This window comes from Bradyrhizobium sp. BWC-3-1, from assembly GCF_032917965.1.
GTDB classification, from domain to species: Bacteria; Pseudomonadota; Alphaproteobacteria; order Rhizobiales; family Xanthobacteraceae; genus Bradyrhizobium; species Bradyrhizobium canariense_D.
The window spans coordinates 5,193,507-5,216,053 of record NZ_CP136625.1; the positions used below are offsets into that span (position 1 = coordinate 5,193,507).

The 22,547-nt window shown below is 63.9% G+C and carries 27 protein-coding genes; 11 read left to right on the top strand and 16 right to left on the bottom strand.

Features of this window, described 5'->3' with window-relative positions; all coding sequences use genetic code 11:
- Positions 1 to 107: 107 nt before the first annotated feature.
- From RX329_RS25315 to RX329_RS25335, 5 genes are all read right to left on the bottom strand, one after another.
- Positions 108 to 812, bottom strand: a complete 705-nt coding sequence (locus RX329_RS25315) for a GrlR family regulatory protein (RefSeq protein ID WP_018456325.1) — start codon at positions 810 to 812, stop codon at positions 108 to 110.
- 399 nt (positions 813 to 1,211) lie between these two features.
- Positions 1,212 to 2,033 carry a tetratricopeptide repeat protein gene (locus RX329_RS25320; RefSeq protein WP_085352983.1) on the bottom strand — a complete coding sequence of 274 codons (822 nt, stop codon included), beginning with the start codon at positions 2,031 to 2,033 and terminating at the stop codon, positions 1,212 to 1,214.
- A 32-nt stretch (positions 2,034 to 2,065) separates the two neighbouring features.
- Complete coding sequence (locus RX329_RS25325; RefSeq protein WP_085384882.1) at positions 2,066 to 2,749, bottom strand: substrate-binding domain-containing protein; 684 nt, start codon at positions 2,747 to 2,749, stop codon at positions 2,066 to 2,068.
- A gap of 18 nt (positions 2,750 to 2,767) precedes the next feature.
- Positions 2,768 to 3,469: a GrlR family regulatory protein gene (locus RX329_RS25330; RefSeq protein ID WP_085352980.1), complete on the bottom strand. Its 702-nt coding sequence runs from the start codon at positions 3,467 to 3,469 to the stop codon at positions 2,768 to 2,770.
- A gap of 194 nt (positions 3,470 to 3,663) precedes the next feature.
- Complete coding sequence (locus RX329_RS25335; protein ID WP_018456321.1) at positions 3,664 to 4,698, bottom strand: glutamine synthetase beta-grasp domain-containing protein; 1,035 nt, start codon at positions 4,696 to 4,698, stop codon at positions 3,664 to 3,666.
- A gap of 540 nt (positions 4,699 to 5,238) precedes the next feature.
- Here RX329_RS25335 and RX329_RS25340 point away from each other — a divergent pair.
- The 3 genes from RX329_RS25340 to RX329_RS25350 all read left to right on the top strand — a co-directional run bounded on the left by RX329_RS25340 (position 5,239) and on the right by RX329_RS25350 (position 7,072).
- On the top strand, positions 5,239 to 5,439 hold the full coding sequence (locus RX329_RS25340; protein ID WP_371261365.1) for a DUF2735 domain-containing protein: 201 nt from the start codon (positions 5,239 to 5,241) through the stop codon (positions 5,437 to 5,439).
- A gap of 168 nt (positions 5,440 to 5,607) precedes the next feature.
- On the top strand, positions 5,608 to 6,351 hold the full coding sequence (locus RX329_RS25345; RefSeq protein ID WP_085352978.1) for a tyrosine-protein phosphatase: 744 nt from the start codon (positions 5,608 to 5,610) through the stop codon (positions 6,349 to 6,351).
- A 40-nt stretch (positions 6,352 to 6,391) separates the two neighbouring features.
- On the top strand, positions 6,392 to 7,072 hold the full coding sequence (locus RX329_RS25350) for an SDR family oxidoreductase (protein ID WP_085353066.1): 681 nt from the start codon (positions 6,392 to 6,394) through the stop codon (positions 7,070 to 7,072).
- Here the strand turns inward: RX329_RS25350 and RX329_RS25355 are convergent, their stop codons facing one another.
- Positions 7,073 to 7,420 (bottom strand): GrlR family regulatory protein, encoded by a 348-nt coding sequence (locus tag RX329_RS25355; protein WP_018456317.1) that lies wholly within the window; start codon positions 7,418 to 7,420, stop codon positions 7,073 to 7,075.
- 143 nt (positions 7,421 to 7,563) lie between these two features.
- On the opposite strand from RX329_RS25355, the gene RX329_RS25360 reads away from it, so the two are divergent.
- Entirely contained in the window at positions 7,564 to 8,250 is a 687-nt protein-coding gene (locus tag RX329_RS25360) for a DUF2161 domain-containing phosphodiesterase (RefSeq protein WP_018456316.1), read from the top strand.
- Between the two features lie 95 nt (positions 8,251 to 8,345).
- Positions 8,346 to 8,651 (top strand): hypothetical protein, encoded by a 306-nt coding sequence (locus RX329_RS25365; protein ID WP_007591844.1) that lies wholly within the window; start codon positions 8,346 to 8,348, stop codon positions 8,649 to 8,651.
- A gap of 79 nt (positions 8,652 to 8,730) precedes the next feature.
- On the opposite strand, the gene RX329_RS25370 is transcribed toward RX329_RS25365, so the two are convergent.
- From RX329_RS25370 to RX329_RS25400, 7 genes are all read right to left on the bottom strand, one after another.
- Positions 8,731 to 9,360, bottom strand: a complete 630-nt coding sequence (locus RX329_RS25370) for a GNAT family N-acetyltransferase (protein ID WP_085352977.1) — start codon at positions 9,358 to 9,360, stop codon at positions 8,731 to 8,733.
- A 149-nt stretch (positions 9,361 to 9,509) separates the two neighbouring features.
- Positions 9,510 to 9,911, bottom strand: coding sequence for a PaaI family thioesterase (locus tag RX329_RS25375; protein ID WP_317244439.1), 402 nt, complete (start codon positions 9,909 to 9,911; stop codon positions 9,510 to 9,512).
- A 171-nt stretch (positions 9,912 to 10,082) separates the two neighbouring features.
- Positions 10,083 to 11,285, bottom strand: coding sequence for a kynureninase (gene kynU / locus RX329_RS25380; RefSeq protein WP_085352973.1), 1,203 nt, complete (start codon positions 11,283 to 11,285; stop codon positions 10,083 to 10,085).
- Between the two features lie 8 nt (positions 11,286 to 11,293).
- On the bottom strand, positions 11,294 to 12,133 hold the full coding sequence (kynA, locus tag RX329_RS25385) for a tryptophan 2,3-dioxygenase (RefSeq protein WP_018456311.1): 840 nt from the start codon (positions 12,131 to 12,133) through the stop codon (positions 11,294 to 11,296).
- Positions 12,134 to 12,166: 33 nt separating this feature from the next.
- Positions 12,167 to 12,976, bottom strand: a complete 810-nt coding sequence (locus RX329_RS25390) for an alpha/beta hydrolase (RefSeq protein ID WP_085352972.1) — start codon at positions 12,974 to 12,976, stop codon at positions 12,167 to 12,169.
- A gap of 216 nt (positions 12,977 to 13,192) precedes the next feature.
- A complete protein-coding gene (locus RX329_RS25395) occupies positions 13,193 to 14,470 on the bottom strand; it encodes an ArgE/DapE family deacylase (RefSeq protein WP_085352971.1) in 1,278 nt (425 codons plus the stop codon).
- A 55-nt stretch (positions 14,471 to 14,525) separates the two neighbouring features.
- Positions 14,526 to 15,251 carry a pyridoxamine 5'-phosphate oxidase family protein gene (locus RX329_RS25400; protein ID WP_085352969.1) on the bottom strand — a complete coding sequence of 242 codons (726 nt, stop codon included), beginning with the start codon at positions 15,249 to 15,251 and terminating at the stop codon, positions 14,526 to 14,528.
- Positions 15,252 to 15,325: 74 nt separating this feature from the next.
- On the opposite strand from RX329_RS25400, the gene RX329_RS25405 reads away from it, so the two are divergent.
- A complete protein-coding gene (locus tag RX329_RS25405; RefSeq protein WP_085352967.1) occupies positions 15,326 to 16,798 on the top strand; it encodes a PLP-dependent aminotransferase family protein in 1,473 nt (490 codons plus the stop codon).
- 66 nt (positions 16,799 to 16,864) lie between these two features.
- Positions 16,865 to 17,113 (top strand): DUF6719 family protein, encoded by a 249-nt coding sequence (locus RX329_RS25410; RefSeq protein WP_085352966.1) that lies wholly within the window; start codon positions 16,865 to 16,867, stop codon positions 17,111 to 17,113.
- A 3-nt stretch (positions 17,114 to 17,116) separates the two neighbouring features.
- Here the strand turns inward: RX329_RS25410 and RX329_RS25415 are convergent, their stop codons facing one another.
- A complete protein-coding gene (locus RX329_RS25415) occupies positions 17,117 to 17,479 on the bottom strand; it encodes a hypothetical protein (protein ID WP_085352965.1) in 363 nt (120 codons plus the stop codon).
- A 35-nt stretch (positions 17,480 to 17,514) separates the two neighbouring features.
- Positions 17,515 to 17,679, bottom strand: a complete 165-nt coding sequence (locus RX329_RS25420) for a hypothetical protein (RefSeq protein ID WP_018456302.1) — start codon at positions 17,677 to 17,679, stop codon at positions 17,515 to 17,517.
- Positions 17,680 to 18,085: 406 nt separating this feature from the next.
- Here RX329_RS25420 and RX329_RS25425 point away from each other — a divergent pair, with 406 nt between their 5' ends.
- Positions 18,086 to 18,295: a hypothetical protein gene (locus tag RX329_RS25425; RefSeq protein ID WP_085352964.1), complete on the top strand. Its 210-nt coding sequence runs from the start codon at positions 18,086 to 18,088 to the stop codon at positions 18,293 to 18,295.
- A gap of 55 nt (positions 18,296 to 18,350) precedes the next feature.
- Here the strand turns inward: RX329_RS25425 and RX329_RS25430 are convergent, their stop codons facing one another.
- Entirely contained in the window at positions 18,351 to 18,899 is a 549-nt protein-coding gene (locus RX329_RS25430) for a CreA family protein (RefSeq protein WP_085352963.1), read from the bottom strand.
- 208 nt (positions 18,900 to 19,107) lie between these two features.
- Between RX329_RS25430 and RX329_RS25435 the strand changes: the two genes are divergently transcribed.
- The 3 genes from RX329_RS25435 to RX329_RS25445 all read left to right on the top strand — a co-directional run bounded on the left by RX329_RS25435 (position 19,108) and on the right by RX329_RS25445 (position 22,539).
- Positions 19,108 to 20,691 (top strand): L,D-transpeptidase family protein, encoded by a 1,584-nt coding sequence (locus RX329_RS25435; RefSeq protein WP_085384887.1) that lies wholly within the window; start codon positions 19,108 to 19,110, stop codon positions 20,689 to 20,691.
- A gap of 92 nt (positions 20,692 to 20,783) precedes the next feature.
- Complete coding sequence (locus tag RX329_RS25440) at positions 20,784 to 21,353, top strand: glutathione peroxidase (RefSeq protein WP_085352959.1); 570 nt, start codon at positions 20,784 to 20,786, stop codon at positions 21,351 to 21,353.
- Between the two features lie 166 nt (positions 21,354 to 21,519).
- Positions 21,520 to 22,539, top strand: a complete 1,020-nt coding sequence (locus RX329_RS25445; protein ID WP_085352958.1) for a polysaccharide deacetylase family protein — start codon at positions 21,520 to 21,522, stop codon at positions 22,537 to 22,539.
- The last annotated feature ends 8 nt before the right edge of the window (positions 22,540 to 22,547 follow it).

The following is a 22,547-nucleotide window of genomic DNA, read 5'->3' on the forward strand; positions in this document are numbered from 1 at the left end:
TGATTTCGATATGTCCGCTTGGGGGTCACTTGCCGACATTGCCGCGGCTCGGACGTCAGGCCTGTTGAGCCTCTCGAGCGGAGATCCCAAATCTTTGAGTAACCGCCCTACGCCCGCCGCATCAGCTTGAGCGAGGCCGCGAGCCGCAGGCTGCGCTTGCCGGCGAGCGCGATGCCTTCGAGTTCGCCGCTGTCCGCCGTGCAGGTTCCGGAGAAGCCGATCCCGACCTCATAGCCGCCGAACACGGGGTTCTCGCCTTTTGCCGGCGTATGCTCCTGGTTGAGGATCTCGCCCTTCCAGCGGCCGTCAGCCGAGGAATAGGAGCCGAGATAGTAGAAGAACGCATCTCCGCCGAGGATGCGGCCGTCCATCAGCAGCATGACGCCGGAGAGCCCGGCATCGACGCCGTCGAGCGCGCGCAGATGGATCGCATAGAGCCCGTTCACCACCCCGCCTGGACCGATCGTCCCCTGCGGCGGCAACCCCTCGTCATCGAGCCGCGTGAGATTGGCCCAGAAACCGGCGCCCGGCATCGTGTCCGCGCTGCCCGCGAGACGGATCTGGTTGCCGACGAGTCGGCCGCGCGCGCCGATCGCGGCGACATCAGCCCCCATCAGCGGCTTGTAGTTGGGATCGTCGTTGTGCCGTTCGGTGATGACTTCGGCGATGATCTCGCCGTCGCGCTCGAAATAGCTTCCGAGATGCGCGAAGGCCGAATTTCCGCCCAGCAGCTTGCCATCATGCATGCACATGATGCTGCGGCCGAAGGCATCGTTGACGCCGTATTCAACCTTGTAGAGCCCGTCCAGCAACGCAAGTGACCCGCAAAATCATAAGGAAAGCACGCGCTACCTAGCACTGCCATCGCATCAAGACCATCGGGCTTTTTCGCGCAGGGCCATTCGCGAAGCCACGCCCTGCCATGATGCCATCATGCGCCTGTTTTGCCCGACGGCGCAAGCAATTTCGGCAATTCCGCATATGGCGATTTCACACCATTTGCAGGCCTGTGATTTCAACCACTTGGCTACTGTGCATGGGGTTGTTTTTCGAGTTTTTTTGTTTGGCCGGTCGCGAACGGTCCTTGCGCACTCACCAAAGCCGGCTTCGAACCCGCCGGCCGAGGCGCTACGGCATGATCCGGAAAAATGCGCAGCGGTTTCCCGAAAAGATCATGCTCACAAATAAATCTACAGCGCGTTCATCGGGCTTTAGAAGCACAGCGTGGTGACGAGCTTGCCCTGCTTGTCCTTGATCGCATAGGGACAGCGCAGCCGCTCCAGCGCCTGCTTGGCATCCTCGTCGCCGAGCGCTGCGGCGCGCTCGTAGTAGGATTTCGCGGCGTCCTTGTCCTTTGGCCCGCCGCGGCCCTCCTGCGCGAAGGCGCCCATCCGCTCCAGCGCGCCGGGATGGTTTTGCGCGGCAGCCTTTTCGAACAGCGCGCGCGCCGCGGCGTCGTCCTTCGCCCCGCCCGTGCCTTCGGAGAGCATCATGCCGAGCTGGTACTGCGCCTCCGCGTTGGTCTCGGCGGCCTTGCCCAGCAATGCGCGCGCCTGTGCCGGATCGGCCGGCGCGGCACCGCCGCTGCCGCCAAGCGCGGCGAGATTGCTGATGCCGCGGGGATTGCCGGCCTGCGCCGCCTTCTCGAACAATTTCCGCGCCTGCGCTTCGTCCCTGGCGACGCCGGAGCCGGTACCGTAGGCCACGCCGAGCTCGACCATCGCCGCACTCGATCCCTTGTCGGCAGCTTTGCGCCAGGCTGCCATCGCGTCCGCCGGTTGCCGGTTGGCCGCATAGGCGCGGCCGAGCGCGAACATCGCGCGCCGCGACGACGACGCGGCCTGCTTGCAGAACTTGATGGCGGTCGCAACGTCGGAGGCCGCAATCTCGGTCGCGCCCCTGACGTCGGCCGGCTTGTCGGGATCGCTGGGATCGGCCGCGACCCGGTCGCACAGCACGAGGTCGGCCGATTGCCCATGCGCCGACAACGGCACCGCAAGCGTGAGAAGGATGGCAACGAGGAAAGTCCGCATGGACGCCAGGTTGCGTCGCAGTCTCGGCAAATTCAAGGCTCGAGTCCCGATTGGCGCAGCACGGGGACCACCTCGGGCGATGCCAGATAGCGCAGCAGCCGGTCAGCGGCGTCGGCGTTCTCGGCGTTTGTCATCCGACCGGCGGAGAACACGGCCGGCGTTTGCAGATCGTGCGGGATCGGGCCGACCACCTCGATGCCTTCGACCTGCTTCAGCTCGCTGATCTGCTGCACCGCGAGGTCGGCCTCGCCGCTCACGAGCCGCTCCGCGGTAAAGCCCTGCTCGACGATGGTGGCCTTGGCGTTGATCTCTTCCGCGATCCCCATCTGCGCGATCAACCGGGCGAAATAGACCCCGCTCGCCCCCAGTCGCGAATAGGCCACCGACCGCGCCGCGAGCAGCGTGTTGCGCAGTGCGGATGCCGTGGCGATGTCGGGATGTGCCTGCCCTGCCCGCACCGCGATGCCGACGAAGGAGCGCGCGAGATCGGCAGCGCTCTCGGCGATCACACGGCCCTCGCCGATCATCTCGTCGAGCCCTTCGCGGGTGAGGATGACGAGATCGGCGGCCTCGCCGTCGCGCAACCGTTTGAGCAGCGCCAGCGTCGGCGCGAAATCGGCATCGATGTGGACGCCGGTCGCGGTCTCGTACGCGGAGGAGAGGCTGCGCATCGCGCCCATCAGGCCGAGCGTCGAGAGCATGCGAATTGTTTCCATCAGCGATTCCCGTGACGATCAGGCGCGGTGCATCAGCTTGAGCGCGGCGGTCAGGCGCAGGCTGCGCTTGCCGGCGAGCGCCGTTGCCTCCACCACCGCCTCTTCGGCATCATAGGTGCCGGAGAAGCCGATGCCGACCTCGTGGCCGCCGAAGATCGGATCGTCCTTGGCCGGCGTGTGCTCCTGATTGAGGATCTGGCCCTTCCAGCGCCCGTTGGCGGCGGTGTAGCTGCCGAGATAATAGAACGATGCATCGCCGCCGAGGATGCGGCCCTTGTTGAGCAGCATCACGCCGGTGAGACCGCCGTCGACGCCATCGAGCATGCGCAGATGCACCGAGTAGAGCCCGTCGGCGATACCGGCCTCGCCGACACCGCCGGCGATCGGCATCTCGTCTTCGGTGATCGGTGTCATCAACGACTGAAAGGGTACGCCGGGCAGCTCCTTGAGCTCGCCCTTGAAGCGATAGAGATCGCCGTCGGCCCAGCCCTTGGCAAGCAACGTCGCATCGTCCGTGCCCGCCATGGCGCGATAGTTCGGATCGGGGTTGTGGCGGACGGTGTTGATCACGACGTCGACGCCGGCTTCGGTCTTCACGTAGGTGCCGATATGGGCGAAGGCCGAATTGCCGCCGAGCATCTTGCCGTTGCCGGCATGCATCACGCTCCGGCCGACCCGGTCGCCGAGCTGAAATCTCACCTTGTAGAAGCCTTCAAACACCAGCCGTCCCCGGCCCTGCGCGCACCCAGACGCACTCTATCCCGCTTTCGGCGGCGATGGACAAGTTTCCGGCCATGAGGTCCGATGAGTCTCCGCAACGGCTGTCAGCAAAATGAAAAATCCGCCGAAGCCTTTCGGCTTCGGCGGATCGAAGTCCAACCCGGGCCAGCCCCCCAGCCCGGGCCGGGAGGATCTTAGGCGGCGGCCTTCTTGTCGGCCGGCACGGAGGCGATCGTCTTCAGGATCTGCGAAGCGATCTGGTATGGGTCGCCCTGCGAATTCGGACGACGGTCTTCCAGATAGCCCTTGTAACCATTGTTGACGAAGGAGTGCGGCACGCGGATCGAAGCACCGCGATCGGCAATGCCGTAGCTGAACTTGTTCCAGGGCGCGGTCTCGTGCTTGCCGGTCAGACGCTTGTCGTTGTCCGGGCCGTAGACGGCGATGTGGTCCATCAGGTTCTTGTCGAAGGCCGCCATCAGCGCCTCGAAGTACTCCTTGCCGCCGACCGTACGCATGTACTCGGTCGAGAAGTTGGCGTGCATGCCGGAGCCGTTCCAGTCGGTGTCGCCGAGCGGCTTGCAGTGGAACTCGATGTCGATGCCGTACTTCTCGGTCAGGCGCAGCATCAGGTAGCGGGCCATCCACATTTCGTCAGCGGCCTTCTTGGAGCCTTTGCCGAAGATCTGGAATTCCCACTGGCCCTTCGCGACTTCCGCGTTGATGCCTTCATGGTTGATGCCGGCAGCCAGGCAGAGGTCGAGATGCTCTTCGACGATCTTGCGGGCGACGTCGCCGACGTTCGAGAAGCCGACGCCGGTGTAGTACGGACCTTGGGGCGCCGGATACCCCGAGGCCGGGAAGCCGAGCGGACGGCCGTCCTTATAGAAGAAGTATTCCTGCTCGAAACCGAACCAGGCGCCGGAATCGTCAAGGATGGTGGCGCGCTTGTTGGTTGGGTGCGGGGTCTTGCCGTCGGGCATCATGACTTCGCACATCACGAGCACGCCGTTGGTGCGGGCGCCATCCGGGAACACCGCGACCGGCTTCAGCACGCAATCGGAGCTGTGGCCTTCAGCCTGCTGGGTGGAGGAGCCATCGAAGCCCCAGAGCGGAAGCTGCTCGAGCGTCGGGAACGACGCGAATTCCTTGATCTGAGTTTTGCCGCGCAAGTTCGGAGTCGGCGTATATCCGTCGAGCCAGATGTACTCGAGCTTATACTTGGTCATTGAGCCTCTCTGTAGATGATGCGAAAGGTGGGGGCCGCAGGCCCCCGCACGATTGTTTACCCGGCCAACATCGGCCGACCCTTTCCAAGCATTTAACGTGCCAAAAGGCCGCAGCGCGGGAGGTTTTCCACCGCCGCCGGCCCCCTCTTCCCTCCCGGCGGATCGGCCAGTGCGCCTGCGTCATAGCGGCGCACCTTTGCGTGAAGCTGCATCGCAAAAATCCCGCGGAAATCGCCCGATTTTGAAGCAGGCCGGCCCGGGCCTAAGGTTGCCGGCTAAACGCGCATCAACGTCGGGCAATATTCGCCAAGACTGCGACCGTCGCCCGCAACCTTCGCAACGGCCCACGCGTTAGCCACCCGAGCGCTGCCTTAGAGGAAGCAGAATGCAGTCTGCCTACAAAATAGGCCAAGGGTGATTTCCTTTTCAGCACTTTGCATTTCGGAATGCACGGCCGATATGGGGATTCCAGTAACCACAAGCCAACGAGTCGGGCGCACCATGGAGGCCAGCGCTGCGATCTCGGGAGATACCGCAATGATGAACAATGGACTGAGTCACGGATCTGCACAGATCTACCAATTCCCTGTCGGGGGCCGCTCGGCTCTCGGGGGGCGCCGCAACGGTGAGACCCGCCTTCCCGCCAACCACGCCTCGCTCCCCGTGAACGAGACGATTTGCAGCGGCAGCTGGTACCATCAGGAAGCAGTCGATGAAGCCAAGCCGAAATGGGATCGCTGATGCCTGCGTTCGGTTCAATACCGCCGCGGTCTCTCGATGCCCGGCGTCAGTTCGAAAAAGGGTCGAAACAACGGTGTTTCGGCCCTTTTTGATTCCGGACCTGATTGCGGGATCATATGGTCGCACAGGCGTTCACCGACCGCTTCAGATGCGTGACAAGACACCTCCATGAAAGACTCCCCTACCCGCCATCTCGCGCTGCAAGGCGCCAGCAATTTTCGCGACCTCGGCGGCTATCCGACCGCAGATGGCCGTATCACGCGATGGCGGCAGATCTTCCGCTCCAACCATCTCGGCCAGCTCACTGCTGCCGATATCGAGATCGTCCGCGCGTTGGGCGTGCGCAGCGCCTTCGATTTTCGCGGCGTCGAGGAACGCGCGGCGGGTGTCTGCGTGGTCAACGAGATCGCCGTGCATTCGCTGCCGATCGAGCCGACAGTCGTGGCTGCGCTGCGCGCCGAGCTCGGCAGGGGCAGGTTGACCGCGCCGGTCGCGCTCGAACTCATGCGCGAATCCTATCGCAACTATGTACGCCACAACACGGCCAGTTTCCGCAACCTGTTCGGGCATCTCCTGGAGGACCGCGCGCCGCTCGTGATCCACTGCACCGCCGGCAAGGACCGCACCGGCTTTGCCAGCGCGCTGATCCTGCATGCGCTCGGCGTATCTGATGACGTCATTGCCGAAGATTATCTGCTGACCAACCAGCACTACAAGCGCGACGCATCAAACGTCTCCGATCTTCCCGCCGATGTTCTCGACGCGATCGGCAACGTCGAGGCCTCGTATCTTGCGGCTGCTTTCGAGGCCGTCGGTAGCGAGTATGGCGATCTCGAAACCTACTTGCGCGACGGTCTCGAGCTCGGCACACCGGAGCGGATCGCACTGAAGGCGCGCTATCTGCAATCGTAGGCGGCCGTAAATCTTAAGCGGCCGTGCCGGGAGAACAATGATGCAAGGCAAGGTTCTGATCGTGACCGGCGCACTCGGCGCGCTCGGCAAGGTGGTCGCCGAGACCGCGCTGGCACGCGGCGCGCGCGTGGCCGGCATCGACCATGCGCCATCTCAAATCTCCGCGATGCCTGAGCGCATCGAGATCGGCGGCGTCGATCTGTCCGACGCAGCACAAGCAAAGACGGCGGTCGAGGCAGCGGCGAGACACTTTGGCGGGCTCGACGCGTTGGTCAACATCGCCGGTGGCTTCGCCTTCGAGACCGTCGGCGACGGCGACGTCAAGACATGGCAGCGCATGCATGCGCTCAACGTGCTGACGGCACTCAACGCCTCGCAGGCGGCCCTGCCGCATCTGGCCGCGTCCAAGGCCGGCCGCATCGTCAATATCGGGGCCATGGGCGCGCTTCAGGCCGGCTCCGGCATGGGCCCCTATGCGGCGTCGAAAGCCGGCGTCCACCGGCTCACCGAGGCGCTGGCGAGCGAGTGGAAAGGCAAGGTGACCGTGAACGCGGTGCTGCCCTCGATCATCGACACCAAGGCCAACCGCGCCGACATGCCGAAGGCCGACTTCGCCAAATGGGTGACACCGCAGGAACTCGCCGAAGTCATTCTGTTCCTCGCCAGCGATGCCGCCAGCGGCGTCACCGGCGCGCTGATCCCGGTTGGCGGGCGGGTGTAATCAATCCGGCACCAAGAGCCGGAGATTGCCTCTGAAACGGATGCTCTGCTTGCCGGCGAGCGCGATGCCCTCGCCGTACGCGGTCTCGCCATTGTAAGTGCCACTGAAGCCGATGGTCACGACCTTGCGGCCCCACACCGGGCGCTCGTCGAACGAGGGGGAATGCTCCTCGTTGGTCAGCTCGCCCTTCCACTTGCCGTTGGCCGAGGTGTAGCTGCCGTAGGCGAAGAAGAATGAGTCCCCGCCCCGCATGGTGCCGTCGCGCATCACCATGACGCCTTGGTTGCCGCCCTGGACGGCATCCAGCATTTCGATGCGGATATGATAGAGCCCATTCCTGATGGTCATCTTCGTGAAGCGCCCGATTGTCCCACCCGCAGGATAGCCGGATCATCTGTTCCCGATCAAATGGCGCAGAACTCTAAGTCCATTCCGGGGCTAAACTGACGCAGACTGATTCTCCGATCGAACGTGACATTCGGAAGCTTCCTTTGGAAACCACGCTCTATCTGCCTGTCAAACGCTTCCTCGAAGAGCTCGGCTTCACGGTCAAGGGCGAGATCGGCGGCTGCGATCTCGTGGGCCTCAGCGCCGGCGATCCTCCGGTGGTGGTGATCGGCGAGCTCAAGCTGACCTTCAATCTCGAGCTGATCCTTCAGGCGGTCGATCGTGCACCGGCCGGCGACGAGGTCTGGATTGCGGCAAAGATGTCAGCGCGCGGCAAGGGACGCGAGACCGACGCACGCTATCGCAATCTCTGTCGCCGCCTCGGCTTCGGCATGCTCGGGGTGACCGACCGCGGTCAGGTCGAGGTGCTGGTGAAGCCGCCGACGGCAGCCCCACGCCGGGAGCCGAAGGTCCGTTCGCGCCTGGTCGCAGAGCATCAGCGCCGCCAGGGCGATCCGGCGCTGGGCGGCAGCACGCGCGCGCCGATCATGACGGCCTATCGGCAGCAGGCACTGGCCTGCGCCTCGGAGCTCGCGGCAGGCCCGCGGCGGGTGAGCGAATTGCGCCGGCGCTGTCCCGATGCCGGCAAGATCATGCTTAACAATGTGTATGGCTGGTTCGAACGCACCGAGCGGGGAATCTACGGGCTGACGGAAGCTGGCCAGGCGGCGCTGAAACGCTGGCCACAACAGCGGGTTGCGGATGTTGCCGGTCTCCCGTCACTACCCTGACACCCAACCGGTGCATAGCTGAGATGCCACACCGATTTCATATTGCAATGCAACATAGACGGCACTAGGTATCGCGGCATCGAAACGAGGCCGTTATGAACGCAGACTGGAATACCAAATATGGCACGCGGCGCGTGCGCCACGATCCCCCGACCTTAGACGAGGCGATCTTCGCCGCCGTCGGCATCACCGATGATCAGGAGCAGCAGGCCGAGATCGCCGCAGCCTTGATGGGCATGCCGCTCGATGTCGTCCAGGCCGAGGTCAAGAAGCAGGTTCGCACCAACAGCCGCATCACCTCGACCCGCGTGATCGCCGGCGAACAGGGTGCGCAGCGCTCGGTGGTGGTCGAACGCCGTGTCGTGCGCCGCTTCGGCAACGACAAGCGCACCGGCACCTGACGGCCTAGTCCCTACATACAATACAAAAGCGGACCGGTTTTGCCGGTCCGCTTTTTTGATTCCAATCGGATTTTTCAGGTCAGGCGGCGCGATTGCCGTAGATGCTGGAGATGATCTTCCAGCAGGTCGAGTTGAAGCTGATAAGAGCGCGGCCGGCCCTGAATGGCGAGGCCGCGAGATCAGCGAGTTCGTCCTCAGGCGCCTTGGCGAGATCGATCGTGCCGGTCGATTCGCCATGACGGAATTGCAGATGCGCCCCGAACTTCCTGGCGAGCGCGCGCATCGGGTGATTCTCGGCGCCGGTGGTGATGCGCAGGCGCTTGTAGCCTTTCCAGCGCGCTTCCGCGATCAGGCGGCTGAACAGCACGGTGCCGACGTTCTGGCGCCGCGCCGAAGCTTCCACGCTGAAGGCGACCTCGGGCAGCGAATCGCCCTCGGGCGGATGCAGCTCGGCCGCACCGCGGACCACGCCATCGACGATATAGGCGACAATAACGGTGCCGTCCTCGGCACAGCGGGCGGCGTAACGCTCGATAAAACTGTCGTCGAGAAAACCGTTGAAGCGGTCGTGCCGGCTTTCGGCATCGAGCCTCAGCAGGTGATCGCGCAAAAGCGGCAATTCTTCCTGCTGGCTCAAGGTCCGCACGTAGCCCTGAACGGACTTCGGGCGGTTGGTTACTTCAAGTCCAAAATCTGCTGCGAGTGACAAGTCAAAACTCCTCTTGGTGTCCCTCGAGGAGGCGTTCGAATCCCTAGGCCTCCAATATTGTGCATCGCAACAAACTTTTCAAGACCGGAACCTGCCCAAGTTTCGGGCACGGGGGCCACTAATTCGTTAATGGAATCAAGCCCCCGTATTCACACGAGGACCAGCTGGGTCTGCGTCACCACGGCAACCAGCTTGCCGTCCTCGGTCTCCAGCCGGGTGGTCCAGACCTGGGTCCGCCGGCCTCTGTGGACTGGGGTGGCGGTCGCGATCACCATTGTTCCCTCCTTGGCCCCGCCGATGAAATTGGTCTTGCTCTCGAGCGTGGTTGTGCCCTTGGCGTCCTCCGGCAGATTGATCACGGTGGCCGCTGCGCCGACGGAATCTGCCAGCGCCATCACGGCGCCACCGTGGATGGTGTGATGAAGCGTGCAGAGATCAGGCCTGACCGTCATCCGCGCCACCACGCGATCTTTCCCGGCCTCGACGAACTCGACGCCCTTGAGTTCGGCAAACGGCATCTTCATTGCTTTAATTTTCTCGAGCGGCGTCATCGGATCTCCTCCCAAATCATTCTGCTCACAGGGTGAATTGCTCTTCGCGGCAAAGCAATGACGTCCGAGGTCGTCATTGCGAGCGCAGCGAAGCAATCCAGAATTTTTCTGCGGATACATTTCTGGATTGCTTCGCTGCGCTCGCAATGACGGGGAGACAGCGTTCGTACCTCACGTCACCGCATTCACCACCTGATACTCCGGCCGCCGCCAAATTTCGCCCGCGATCACCTCCTCGATAAACTCGGCTGCCCGCACGATCTCGCCCTCGCCGATATACAGCGGCGTGATGCCAAACCTCATGATGTCAGGCGCGCGGAAATCGCCGATCACGCCACGGGCCATGAGGGCTTGCATCGCGGCATAGCCGCCGTCGAAGGCGAAGGAGACCTGAGAGCCGCGGCGCTGATGCGTGCGCGGCGTAACAAGCTTCAAGGACGGACAGCGGCGTTCGACCTCGGCAATCAGGAGATCGCCGAGGGCCAGCGAGCGGGCCCGGACCTCGGCGATATCGACGCGGTCCCAGACGTCGAGCGAAGCTTCCAATGCCGCCATTGCCAGCACCGGCGGCGTTCCCACGCGCATGCGCTCAACGCCACCTGCCGCCGCATAGGCAAGCTCGAACGCGAACGGCCTTGCATGCCCCATCCAACCCGACAAAGCGGCGCGCACGCTGTCGGCGTGGCGCGGCGCAACGTAGAGGAAGGCCGGCGCGCCGGGGCCGGCGTTGATGTATTTGTAGGTGCATCCAGCGGCGAAATCCGCGCCGGTGCCTGCAAGGTCAACTGGCAGCGCGCCGGCCGAATGCGCGAGGTCCCAGACCGTGACGATGCCGAGCGCATGCGCTCTTGCAGTCAGCTTCGCCATGTCTTGGCGCCGTCCGGTGCGGTAATCGACCTCGGTGATGTAGAGCACCGCGATCTCCTCCGACAACGAAGCCTCGATCTCCTCCGGCGCCACCAGGCGCAATTGATGGCCGCGGCCAAGGGTCGCGATCAGGCCTTCGGCCATGTAGAGGTCGGTCGGAAAGTTGCCGGTGTCCGATAGAACGACCTTGCGCGACGCGTTCATGTCAAGCGCGGCGGCGAGCGCCTGATAGACCTTGAGCGACAGCGTATCTCCGACCATGACGGAGCCGGCTTCCGCACCGATCAGGCGCGCGATGCGATCGCCGACATGGCGCGGCTGGGCATACCAGCCAGCCGTATTCCAGGCGCGGATCAAGTCATCGCCCCACTCGGCGGTGATGACGCGGCTGACGCGCTCGGCAACGCCAAGCGGCAACGCGCCGAGCGAATTGCCGTCGAGATAGATCACACCGTCCGGCATATGGAACAGCGCTTTGGTGTCGTCGTAGACGCGAAGCTTGGTCATGGAATTCTCTACAGGATCGTGCGCACGCGCCAGAGTTCCGGAAACAGCTCGACCTCCAGCATGCGCTTGAGGTAGCTGACGCCGCCAGTGCCACCGGTGCCGCGCTTGAAGCCGATGACGCGCTCGACCGTCGTCACATGGTTGAAGCGCCAGCGCCGGAAATAGTCCTCGAAATCGACCAGCTTCTCGGCGAGCTCGTAGAGCATCCAGTGCGTTTCCGGCGCCTCGTAGACGATACGCCAAGCCTGCAGCACACCTTCATTGAAGCTATGAGTCTCGCGAACATCGCGCGCCAGCACGGCCGCAGGCATCTTGAGCCCGTTGCGGTCGGCGAGCCGCAGCACCTCGTCATAGAGGCTTGGCGTTGCGAGCTCGGCTTCGAGCAGCTGCGTTGTTTCCAGATCGTGCGCGTGCGGCTTGAGCATGGCGTGGTTGCGGTTGCCGAGCAGGAATTCGATCTGCCGGTATTGCCGCGACTGGAAGCCTGAAGACTGGCCAAGCTGCGAGCGGAAGCGCGTATACTCGCTGGGCGTCATGGTGCGCAGCACGTCCCAGGCGCCGTTGAGCTGCTCGAAGATGCGCGACATCCGTGCCAGCATCTTCATTGCAGGCTGCACCTCATCCTTCGCGATCGAACGGCGTGCGGCGCTGAGCTCGTGGATGGCGAGCCGCATCCACAGCTCGGTGGTCTGATGCTGGATGATGAACAGCATCTCGTCATGGGCTTCCGACAGGGGATGCTGCGCGCCGAGGATCGCGTCCAGCGCCAGATAGTGTCCATAGGACATGCGCCGGGCGAAATCGGTCTCAGCGCCTTCGCTTGCGGGATCGTATTGGCTGGACGTCATGGCAGGCCCTTTCGATCGATCTTCAAGGCCTCGTCAGTCGAGGCCGATCAGGCGCGCGGTGATGGTCGACGACGGGTCCTTGAGGGCGTCGATCACGGTGAAATGGTTCAGCCCGGGATCGACGACAAGACGCGTCGGCACATCGAAACCAGTCCAGACATTGGCCATCAGATCGGACTGGCGGATGAATTCGGGCCGCTCGTTGCCACCGACCCAGGCGGTCACCGACGAAGGCCCGCGCGGCAGATGCAGCGCCGCGCTTTCCAGCGTCGCCTCCTCCATCGTCATGCGCAGGGTGTCGTTCATCCTGGTCTTGAGCAGCGGACGCAGATCATGCAGGCCGCTGATGGACAGCGTGCCGGCGACGCGGTTGTAGACGGCGGGCTCCAGCCGGCTGTCGTCGCACAGCATACGCGTAACGAGATGCCCGCCGGCGGAATGGCCGGCGAGCCGGATCGGGCCCGCGACCAGCGAGGCCGCCTTGGCAATCGCTGTGGTGATTTCCGCCGTAATGTCGGAGATGCGCGCGGCCGGCGTCAGCGTGTAGCTTGGCAGTGCCACCGTCCAGCCGTGATGGCGCGCGCCTTCGGCGAGATCAGTCCATGTCGACTTGTCGAAGCGCATCCAGTAGCCGCCGTGGACGAACACGACGAGGCCCTTGCTGTCGCCGTCGGGCAAGATCAGATCGAGGCGCTGGCGCTCACCGGGGCCATAGGCGATGTCGGCGCGAAACTCCTTCAGCCCGGCGCGATAAGCCGCCGCGCGCTCCGCCCACAGCGCCGGTATCTTGTCCGAGCCCGGGATATGGGCCGAATTGGCGTAGGCGTCATCCCAATCGCGCATCGTGCCTTCCTCGGACTGTCCTGCGGACCGGGCCTTAGTCTGCCACCGGCGCGGCCGCCATCCTAGTCTTTATTTTAAGCTTAAAGGATTTTGGGACGCGGGTGGATTGGGCAGCCCCCGTCATTGCGAGCGCAGCGAAGCAATCCAGTCTGCCTCCGCGGTGGCAGTCTGGATTGCTTCGTCGCAAGGGCTCCTCGCAATGACGGGGGAAGGCCCCTACCCCTGCTCCACCCCGCACCAATCCGCGATGAACAGCGCCAATGCCTTGGTCGTCTTTTTCAGCGAGTCCAGATCGACATATTCATTGAAGCCGTGCATCTCGCCGCCACTCGCGCCGAAGCACAGGCTCGGGATGCCGTGATTGAGGCCGTAGAAGCGGGTGTCGGTTAGCGCGGTGAAGACGAGGTCTTCGATTTGGCCGCCATAGACGGTGCTGAAGGCCTTGCCGAACGCCGCCTCAGGCGCGGCCGCATCGGTCAGCTCATAGCCTTCCGACAAAAAGCCCGACCATTCGATCTCCGGCGGATTGTTGGCGAGGAAGCGGTGGTTGCGTGCGGCGGCGGCGACACACGCAAGAATCTCCTTCTGGTGATCGGCGATCGACCAGCCCGGCAACACGGCAATCCGGCAATCGACATCGCACCAGGCCGGCACGCTGGAAGCCCAGTCGCCGCCCTTGATGATGCCGGGGTTGAAGTTGATGGGATGGTTCAGCGTCTTGAAGTGACGATCGGCTTTCGCGCGCTCGTTCCACTCGATCTCGAGTTTTTGCAGCGCCTGGATCAAATGATAGGCCGCCATGATTGCATTCGCGCCGGAGCCGGCGAAGGCGACATGGGTCGGATGGCCCTTCACGCGCAGGCGGAACCAGATCACGCCCACCTGCGAGCGCACCATCTTGCCGCCGGTCGGCTCAGGAATGAAGCAGGCATCCGCACGATAGCCTCGTTGAAGCGTCGAGAGCGCCCCGACGCCGGTGCTCTCCTCCTCGATCACAGACTGGAAGTGAATCCGCGCCGTCGGCCTCAGGCCCGCGGCCCTGATCGCATCGAGCGCGGAGAGCGCTGCGATGGTGCCCGACTTCATGTCGCAGGCACCGCGACCGAACATCTTGCCGTCCTTGATGACGGGCGAGAACGGCGGGGTGTCCCACAATTCCAGCGGCCCCGCGGGCACCACGTCGCAATGGCCCTGGAGGATCAGCGATTTGCCCGCCTCGGTTTTGGGCCGGTACGTGCCGACCACAGTGCGGGCCTTCGAAAAATCGTGCTCGATGGGCCCGAAGCCGCGCAGATCCTTGAGGTCGTCGACATTGATGTGCCAGTCGTCGACCTCGTATCCGCGCGCGCGCAGGAGGTCGCCGATCATGTCCTGGCATGGCCCCTCCGCACCGCGCGTCGAGGGGATCGCGACGAAATCGCGTGTGGTCGCGAGCTGGGCTTCGAAGCCGGCATCGACGGCGTCAAGAATCCTCTGCTGCGTTTCGGCATTCATCCGGCAACTCCAATCGGGGCATTGAGATCATCGATGGAGCGCAAGCTAACCGATTTCAGCCGTTCGGGTACTCTGCAAAATAGGCATCCCGCAATGCGTCTTCGAGCAGCCGGCCCTCCGAATAGCCATTCAGTGTCGCCGGCCGGCTCACGCCGTCGAGCAGCCGCGGGCAAGGTTCCGGCGCACCGAGCACGGTGCGCACCGGGATGCGCTCGGCATAGATCGGCAATTCATAGTCCTCGTCGTCGTCGGCGACACCCTTGGCCCGGATTTTCGCGGAGGCTTCCTCGATCTCCATCGCGATAAAGGAGGTCGCCTTGATCTCCTGCGTGTTGCTCGCCCGCAGGCTGGCGGTGCGATCCGGGAAGAAGCGGTCGACCATCGCGATCACCGCGCGTTCTTTTTCCTCGGGATCGGTGACGAGATAGGCGGTGCCGAATGCCATCACGGCGCGGTAATCGGCCGAGTGATTGAACCCGCAGCGCGCCAGCACCAGGCTGTCGAGATGTGCGACCGTCAGGCACACGCGCTCGCCCCGGGTCTGGTTGCGCAGCATGCGGCTGGCGCTCGAGCCGTGCCAGTACAGTTTCGTCCCTTCGCGCCAGAAGAAAGTCGGCGTGCAATAGGGTTGGCCGTCGATGGCGTAGGAGACGTGGCAGAGCATCGAGGAATCCAGGATGCGATGAACGGTGTCGTGATCGTAGAAGCCGCGGTCGTGACGGCGCTTCACCTGATTGCGCGCGGATGTCGGATAGGAATTCTGGTTCTCGGTCTGGCTCACGGCCGCTCCTGTCGGATTTGAACAATTCCAGAGCAGTTGTATCCGTGGATTTGGTCTGCGATAGTGCCAATTCCATGCGAAAAATTCCGACCAATTCTGTCCCCTCGCCGGCCAAAGCCGAGCTGCCGCTCGACCTCGCAGGCCCGCACATCACGGCTGGCGCCTCGTCGGCGCACCGGCTGTATCAGGCACTGTGCGAGATGATCGTCGGCGGTCTGGTGAAACCCGGCGAGCCGCTGCCGCCGTCGCGCACGCTGGCCAAACAGACCGGCTTTCGGCGCAATGCCGTCGTCACCGCCTATGAGCGGCTGATTGCCGACGGCTTTGCCGACGCCACCGTCGGCTCCGGCACCTTCGTCGCCGCGCGCATCCCCGCGCGCGCGGCTGAGCCGAAGCGGCCGAAGATCAGCGTCGAAACGCCCGGGCAAGGCGCGTTTTCGCTCGGCTGCACCCATATCGACGCGCGCGCCGTGCAGCGTTTCCGCGCCTTTGTCGGCCGTCGCATGCGCGCCTTCGGCGCTGAGCATCTGCACTATGGCGATCCGCGTGGCAGCCGCGAGCTGCGTGCGGCGATCGCCGATCATCTGTTGTCGGCGCGGGGCCTGCGCTGCGATCCCGATCAGATCATGCTGACGTCGGGCACGCTGCACGCGCTGCGCATCGTGCTGAGCGCGATCCTGAAGCCCAACGACCAGGTCTGGTGCGAAGACCCCGGCTACCCCGCTGCGCGGAAAACCATCGCGCATTGCGGCTATCGTGCCGTGTCCGTTCCCGTCGACGCGCATGGCATGCGTGTCGCCAAAGGCCGCGCAGCGGCGCCGTCCGCGCGCGCAGCCTATGTGACCCCGTCGCACCAGTTTCCGCTGGGTGTGCAGATGTCGATGCCGCGGCGGCTCGAGCTGCTCGACTGGGCCAGGCAGGCCGGCGCCTTCGTGCTGGAAGACGATTACGACAGCGAGTTCCGCTATGACGGCGCGCCTCTGATGTCGCTGGCCGGCATCGATCACCTCCAGCGTGTGATCTACATGGGCACGTTCGCCAAGACGTTGTTTCCGGGCCTGCGCATCGGCTATTGCGCCCTGCCCGAGCGCTTGATTGCGGATGTCGCCGCGGCGCGGGCCGCCCTCGACCGCTTTCCCGGCACGCTGATGGAGGGCGCGGTGGCCGACATGCTCAATTCCGGCGCGTTCGCGGCGAACCTGAAGCGCGTGCGCAAGCTTTACCGCGAGGCGCGCGACGCATTGGCCGGGACGCTCGAAGCCGCATCCGACGGCCTGCTGTCGGTGCCGGTCCCATCACAGGGCCTGCATCTTGTCGCCCGGTTCGATCCCTCGGTCGATCTGCTGGTGGCGGCAGAAGCCAAGCAGGCCGCCGGCGCCGAAGGCTGGCTGTTGGCCGACACTTATTCACGCTCACGCCCTCTACCCGGTTTCGTGCTGGGATTTTCCGGCCACGCGGTTCCGAAGCTCGTCGCATCCGCCGAGCGGCTCGCGCGGGAATCGCGAGTGGCCTTGCGCGCGAGGCGCAAGCCGGCCGGGCGGGCGTGACGAACGTTCACTATGAGAATCGGCTGCCGCTCCCTACATTGCGGCACCGATGCCGGAGCTCACCCCATGCTGCTACGCCGCGCGACTTGCCTTTCGCTCCTGATCTTCATCGCACTCGCCGCGACGGCGCGCGCAGGCTCGGTCGGACGCGAGCAGGACATCGTCGATCTCAAGCTCGGCCAGCGCGTGCAAGTGGACGACGGAACCTGCCCCGCCGGACAGGTCAAGGAAGTGCGCGGCGCCAAAATGACCGACAAGGGCGTCGCACGGACGAGCATCTGCGTGTCGCGATTTGGTCCGAAATCAAAGCGATGACCGCTACTTCGCCGGATCGAACATGCATTGCAGGGTCGGCTTGGCGATCTTGGTGAAGGTCGGGCCGATTTCGGTCTGCTTTGCGGCCGGCACCCAGTCGGTCTCGATCGTCGGCACCCCGGTCTCGCTGATGCCGCGCAGCAGGGCCTCGCGAAGATCGCGATCCTCGACGACGGCGGCAGCATGATCGTGCAGGCAGCCGCAGACCTCTTCCGGATGCTCCCATCGCCCGAGCATGCGCGGCGCGCATTGCCTCACGAACTCGGTACGGGGATCGGGTAATCTGGAGGGAGAGCGCACTTGCGCCTGAACGGCACTGATCGTCAGAAGGGATATGAACGCCGCGGCGCAGGAACGAGCAAGCATGATGGCCTTTATTGGCTGATTTTTCTTGTTGGCGATCAGAAGCGCGCGGCAACCACGATCGGCTGCGGTGCCGGGATCATGATCGGCGAGCCGCTGTACTGGAAAGTACCGATACCCGGGACATTGCCGTCCGGCGAGCCTGCGAACGAGGAGCCGGCGAGCACGAAACCGAAAGCAAGGATGAGGCTGAGCGTGCGCATGAAGTTCTCTCCGAATTCGGTGGCCGGCGTGCGCCGTCGTCGTTGTGAGGTTGATAACCATGGGCGGTTTCGCGCGTGATGCGCCAAAGCCGGAAAATGGTTTCGTCTCCGTGAGAATTGTTTCGTCCCGCTCGAGGCGACGACATATTCCATGGAAAATCTCAATCTTTTCAGATGGGTCGTGCGGTCACCCAATGTAGCCTGGCAGGTTCCGGCGAGCTCGGAACGCCGGCGCCGTCATGATCCCGCCTCACACCCTTCACATGCGTTTTACGTTTTTCTGCTGAAGAGAAGCCGAACGAAGGCTGGGTCCTGTCGAACCGGGGGCGCTTCGACTGCGACCCAAGCTATCGAGACCGAGGACGCCCGAGCATCGCCGAGCGCGTTCATGTGAGGAACAGCCATCATGACCGCGCAGAATCGCGCAACGACGCGCGATGCGGACCAACGAACGGACCGCCGGGAGCAACGACCTGTTCACAGCAGTGCCCATTCGCCTGGCGAAATGGCGCTACAATCGAGCCGGGGCTTTGAGGCCACGTCGCAGTCATTCGTGCGGCTGACCGGCTCGCATCTTGCAAAACCGCGCGCCATCCGCGCTGACATCATCGAGTGAACGCAAACCCCTCACTGAGTGCACGCGAGAGCGTCACTGAGTGAACGCAAGAGCGTCACTGAGTGAAGAACTCTCCGCACTTCTGGACGTTGGCGTCCGCCGGTCCCCACGGCATGACCGGCACGGTCGAGGTCGAGTTCTTCGGCGAACCCTCGATCAGCCTGTCCGAATAGACCATGTAGACCAGCACGTTGCGCTTCGCGTCACAGCCGCGCACGATCTGCATCTTCTTGAAGAACAGCGAGCGGCGCTGGCGGAACATGTCGTCGCCCTGCTCCATCTTGTTCTTGAACTTGATCGGGCCGACCTGACGGCAGGCGAGCGAAATGTCCGAGACTTCCTCGGCAAGGCCCAGCCAGCCCTTGAAGCCGCCCTTCTCCGGCACCGTAAAATGACAGGCCACGCCCTCGACTTCAGGATCGTCGAGGCCGTAGGTCGCAAGCTTGTCGTTCGGGCTCATCCATTTGAACACGGTCGAGCGGCGAAAGATTAGATCCGGCTCGTCGGCGGCGAAGGCGGACGCTGCCGGCACGGTCAACGCCATGAGGAATAAAGCGAGGCCTTTCAAGCGGATGCTGGAAAGACTGGGGAAACGAGATGACATGAACCTCTCCGGTAACAACTTCCAGCAATGTAGGGATGAGGCGACCGATCAGGAAGACGACCGGCAAGCCGACACGGCCGCCGTTTACCGCTCCGTGAGGCTTTTTTGCTACGCTTTGGACAAATGTAGCTGATGGCAGAACCGCCATGCTGGTGAACGCGTATCCCCTCTGAGAGACTAACATCTGATTTGGATTATGGATTCGAGGATGAACAGCGTGAACGGGGCCGGTTTTTCTGCCAAGCCGACGCGGCTTTGGCAGGTCGCCATTTTGGCGGCGGCGGGTGCGATCGGCACGGCAAGCCAGGCGGACGCAGCGTTTTATTACTGGACGGACTATTCCGACGGGTCCTACGGGCGCCAGGAGCGCCATCTCGACGTCCCGCGCCAGAAACCGCAGAAGCGCGGTGCGGTCGGCAAAAAAGACCTTGTTGCCGAAAAAGAAGCCGGCACCAAACCGCAAGGTCCTCTCGTCATCGTCGTCTCGATCGACCGGCAGAAGGTCACGGTCTACGACAGCAAAGGCGTGTTCGCGGAATCCCCGGTTTCGACGGGCATGAAGGGCCATTCGACGCCGATGGGTGTGTTCAGCGTCATCCAGAAGCACAAATTCCACCACTCCAACATCTATAGCGGCGCGCCGATGCCGTACATGCAGCGGATCACCTGGTCGGGCGTTGCCATGCATGCCGGCGTGCTGCCGGGCTATCCAGCCTCGCACGGCTGCATCCGCATGCCGATGGCGTTCGCGGTGAAGATGTGGAACTGGACCAGGATGGGCGCGCGCGTGATCGTTTCGCCCGGTCAGATGTCGCCGCAGAAGTTCTCACATCCGCTGCTTGCCTCGCTGCGCGTGCCACCGCAACCCGCGGCCAGCCTCGAGCCGCAGACCAATGCCGGCGACAAGGCCGACAAGGGCACAGCCAATACCGCGGCCACCGAAGCAAAGCCGGTTGAAACGAAAACCGCCAGCGCCGACGGCGTGCCCGAGCTGCGCTCGTCGGTCGGCCACACCGTGATGTCGGACGTGACCACCGGATATGCCCCAGCCCGCGAGGAGGCCCCGGCATCGGCCGACAACACCGAGACAACGGCAAAGCCCGAGACCAAGCCCGCTGAGGCGGCGGACGCGGCCAAGCCAGAGGCCGGAGACGCCGCGCAGCCCGCGAACACTGAAGCGAAGCCTGTCGACGCCGCGGAGACGCCGAAGTCCGAACTCGCGAAGACATCCGATGCACCGGCCGCGGCGCCAGCGCAGGCGGCCACGACCGACGTCAAGAAGGACGAAACCCGCGTTGCCGATCCGGCGCCCGTGGCAAAACCTGAAGCGCCCAAGCGAGCGGGCCAGATCGCGGTCTTCATCAGCCGCAAGGATTCCAAGCTCTACGTGCGGCAGAACTTTGCGCCGCTGTTCGAGGTGCCTGTCACAATCGCCGCGAGTGATCGGCCGCTCGGCACGCATGTCTTTACCGCCGAAATCGACAAGGCCGATTCCAATGCGCTGCATTGGTCGGTGGTGTCCTTGCCAGTGTCGGTCCGTTCTGCCGCGCGCGAAGATGACGGCCGCGTGACAGGCCGCCAACGTGGCGCGGCGGTGATTCCCGTCGCCGTAAAGCCTGTGGTCCCGCCGGACAGTCCAGCCGAGGCCCTGGACCGCGTCTCGATCCCGGCCGACACGATCGCGAGGATCAACGAAATGCTGACATCGGGCGGCTCGATCATCGTCTCCGACCAGGGCATCAACCAGGGCGAGACTGGCGAAGGCACCGATTTCATCGTCCGCCTGTACTAACGCGCCTCATCGCGGCAGATAACGCCGTGTTGACGACGCCGCTCGCACCGACGGGGTAACATGCGCCCCGGATCATTTCGGGGGACGCCGTTATGATGAACCGCAGGACCATACTCATCGCCGCCTTTGCAGGCACGCTGGCGCCGGCGACGCGTGCACTGGCGGATGGCGGCATGAGCCGAATTTCCGCCTACGCCTTCTCTTTCCCGGCATTGTCAGGCGACGACATCCGCCTTGCGGCCTTCACTGGCAGGCCGCTGCTGGTGGTGAACACCGCTTCGCTCTGCGGTTACACGCCGCAATATGCCGGCCTGCAAGACATCTGGAGCGAGTTTCGCGAACGCGGCCTCACCGTCATTGGCGTGCCCTCCAACGATTTCGGCGGACAGGAGCCCGGCGGCACCAGTGAGATCTCGGAAACCGCCCACCACCAATACGGCGTTACCTTCCCCATCGCGGCCAAGGCCATCGTGGTCGGTGCAAAGGCGCATCCATTCTACAAATGGGCGGCAGAGGCGCGCCCGCGAGAAGTTCCGCGCTGGAACTTCCACAAATATCTGATCGGCCGGGACGGCTATATCGCCGATGTCTTTGCATCCGCGGTCGAACCGACAGACACGCGGATCAAGACGGCGATCGCCAAGGCGCTGGCCGACACTTGACGCCACGCGTCCCCAACCCGGTTGGGCACAATTGGGCTGGCGCGCCAAACAGCCGTTGCAATGGCGAGGGCCCACCATCTAGGCTAGGATTGTTAGGGGCAGGATGGTTTTGCCGAAGGCGAAAAGCCGCGGCGGAACAACGGGATCAATCTCGAGGACAACAACCATGCGTGTGGCGGCAGGACTGATATTGGCAAGCGCGATGTCTCTGGCGATGACGGGCGCGGCATGGTCGCAGACCCCGGCTGCAAAGCCCGCCGCCGCGACGCAGGCCGCACCGGCGGCAACACCGGCTGCGGCTGCGCCCGCTGCAGCACCCGCTCCTGCAGCAGCCGCCGCGCCGGCGGGCTTCGTCAATCCTCCGCCGCCTAAGCAGGCGCCGCAGCCCGCCCGCGCAGCCTGCAACACGCCGGGCGCGCTTGGGGTCGCCCGCACCGTCGAGATCGACACCACGGGCGGTCCTGGCTTCGGCTTCGAGCATTTTAAGGAACTCGATTTCCTGCGCGACCACGAAGTGGTGCTGACCTTCGACGACGGCCCCTGGCCCAAGAACACGCCCGCGGTGCTGAAGGCGCTCGCCGACGAGTGCACCACCGGCATCTTCTTCTCGATCGGCAAGCACGCGACCTACGAGCCGGAGATCCTGAAGCAGGTCTACGCGGCCGGCCATACCGTGGGCACCCACACCTGGTCGCACGCCAACCTCAACAACAAGAAGCTCACGGAAGCGCAGCGCAAGGAAGAGATCGAGAAGGGTCTTTCCGCGGTGAAATGGGCGCTCGGCGGCATTTCGCCCTCGCCTTTCTTCCGCTTCCCGGCGCTCCAGCATCCGCCGGAGATGGTCACCTATCTCGGCAACCGCAACACAGCGATCTTCTCCTGCGACATCGACTCCTTCGACTTCAAGGCCTCGAAGCCCGAGAAGGTGATCGAGACCGTCATGAAGAAGCTCGACAGCAAGGGCAAGGGCATCATCCTGATGCACGACTTCCAGAAGCACACTGCGGAAGCCCTGCCCGAATTGCTCAAGCGCCTGAAGGCCGGCGGTTACAAGGTGGTGGCGATGCGCGCCAAGTTCCCGGCCTCGACGCTGCCGGAATACGACCAGGAACTGCTCAAGGACGTCAAGCTGCCGACGGTGAGCACCCGGCCGGTCAACAGCGTCGTGACAACGGTTTCCGAATAGCCGCGCCC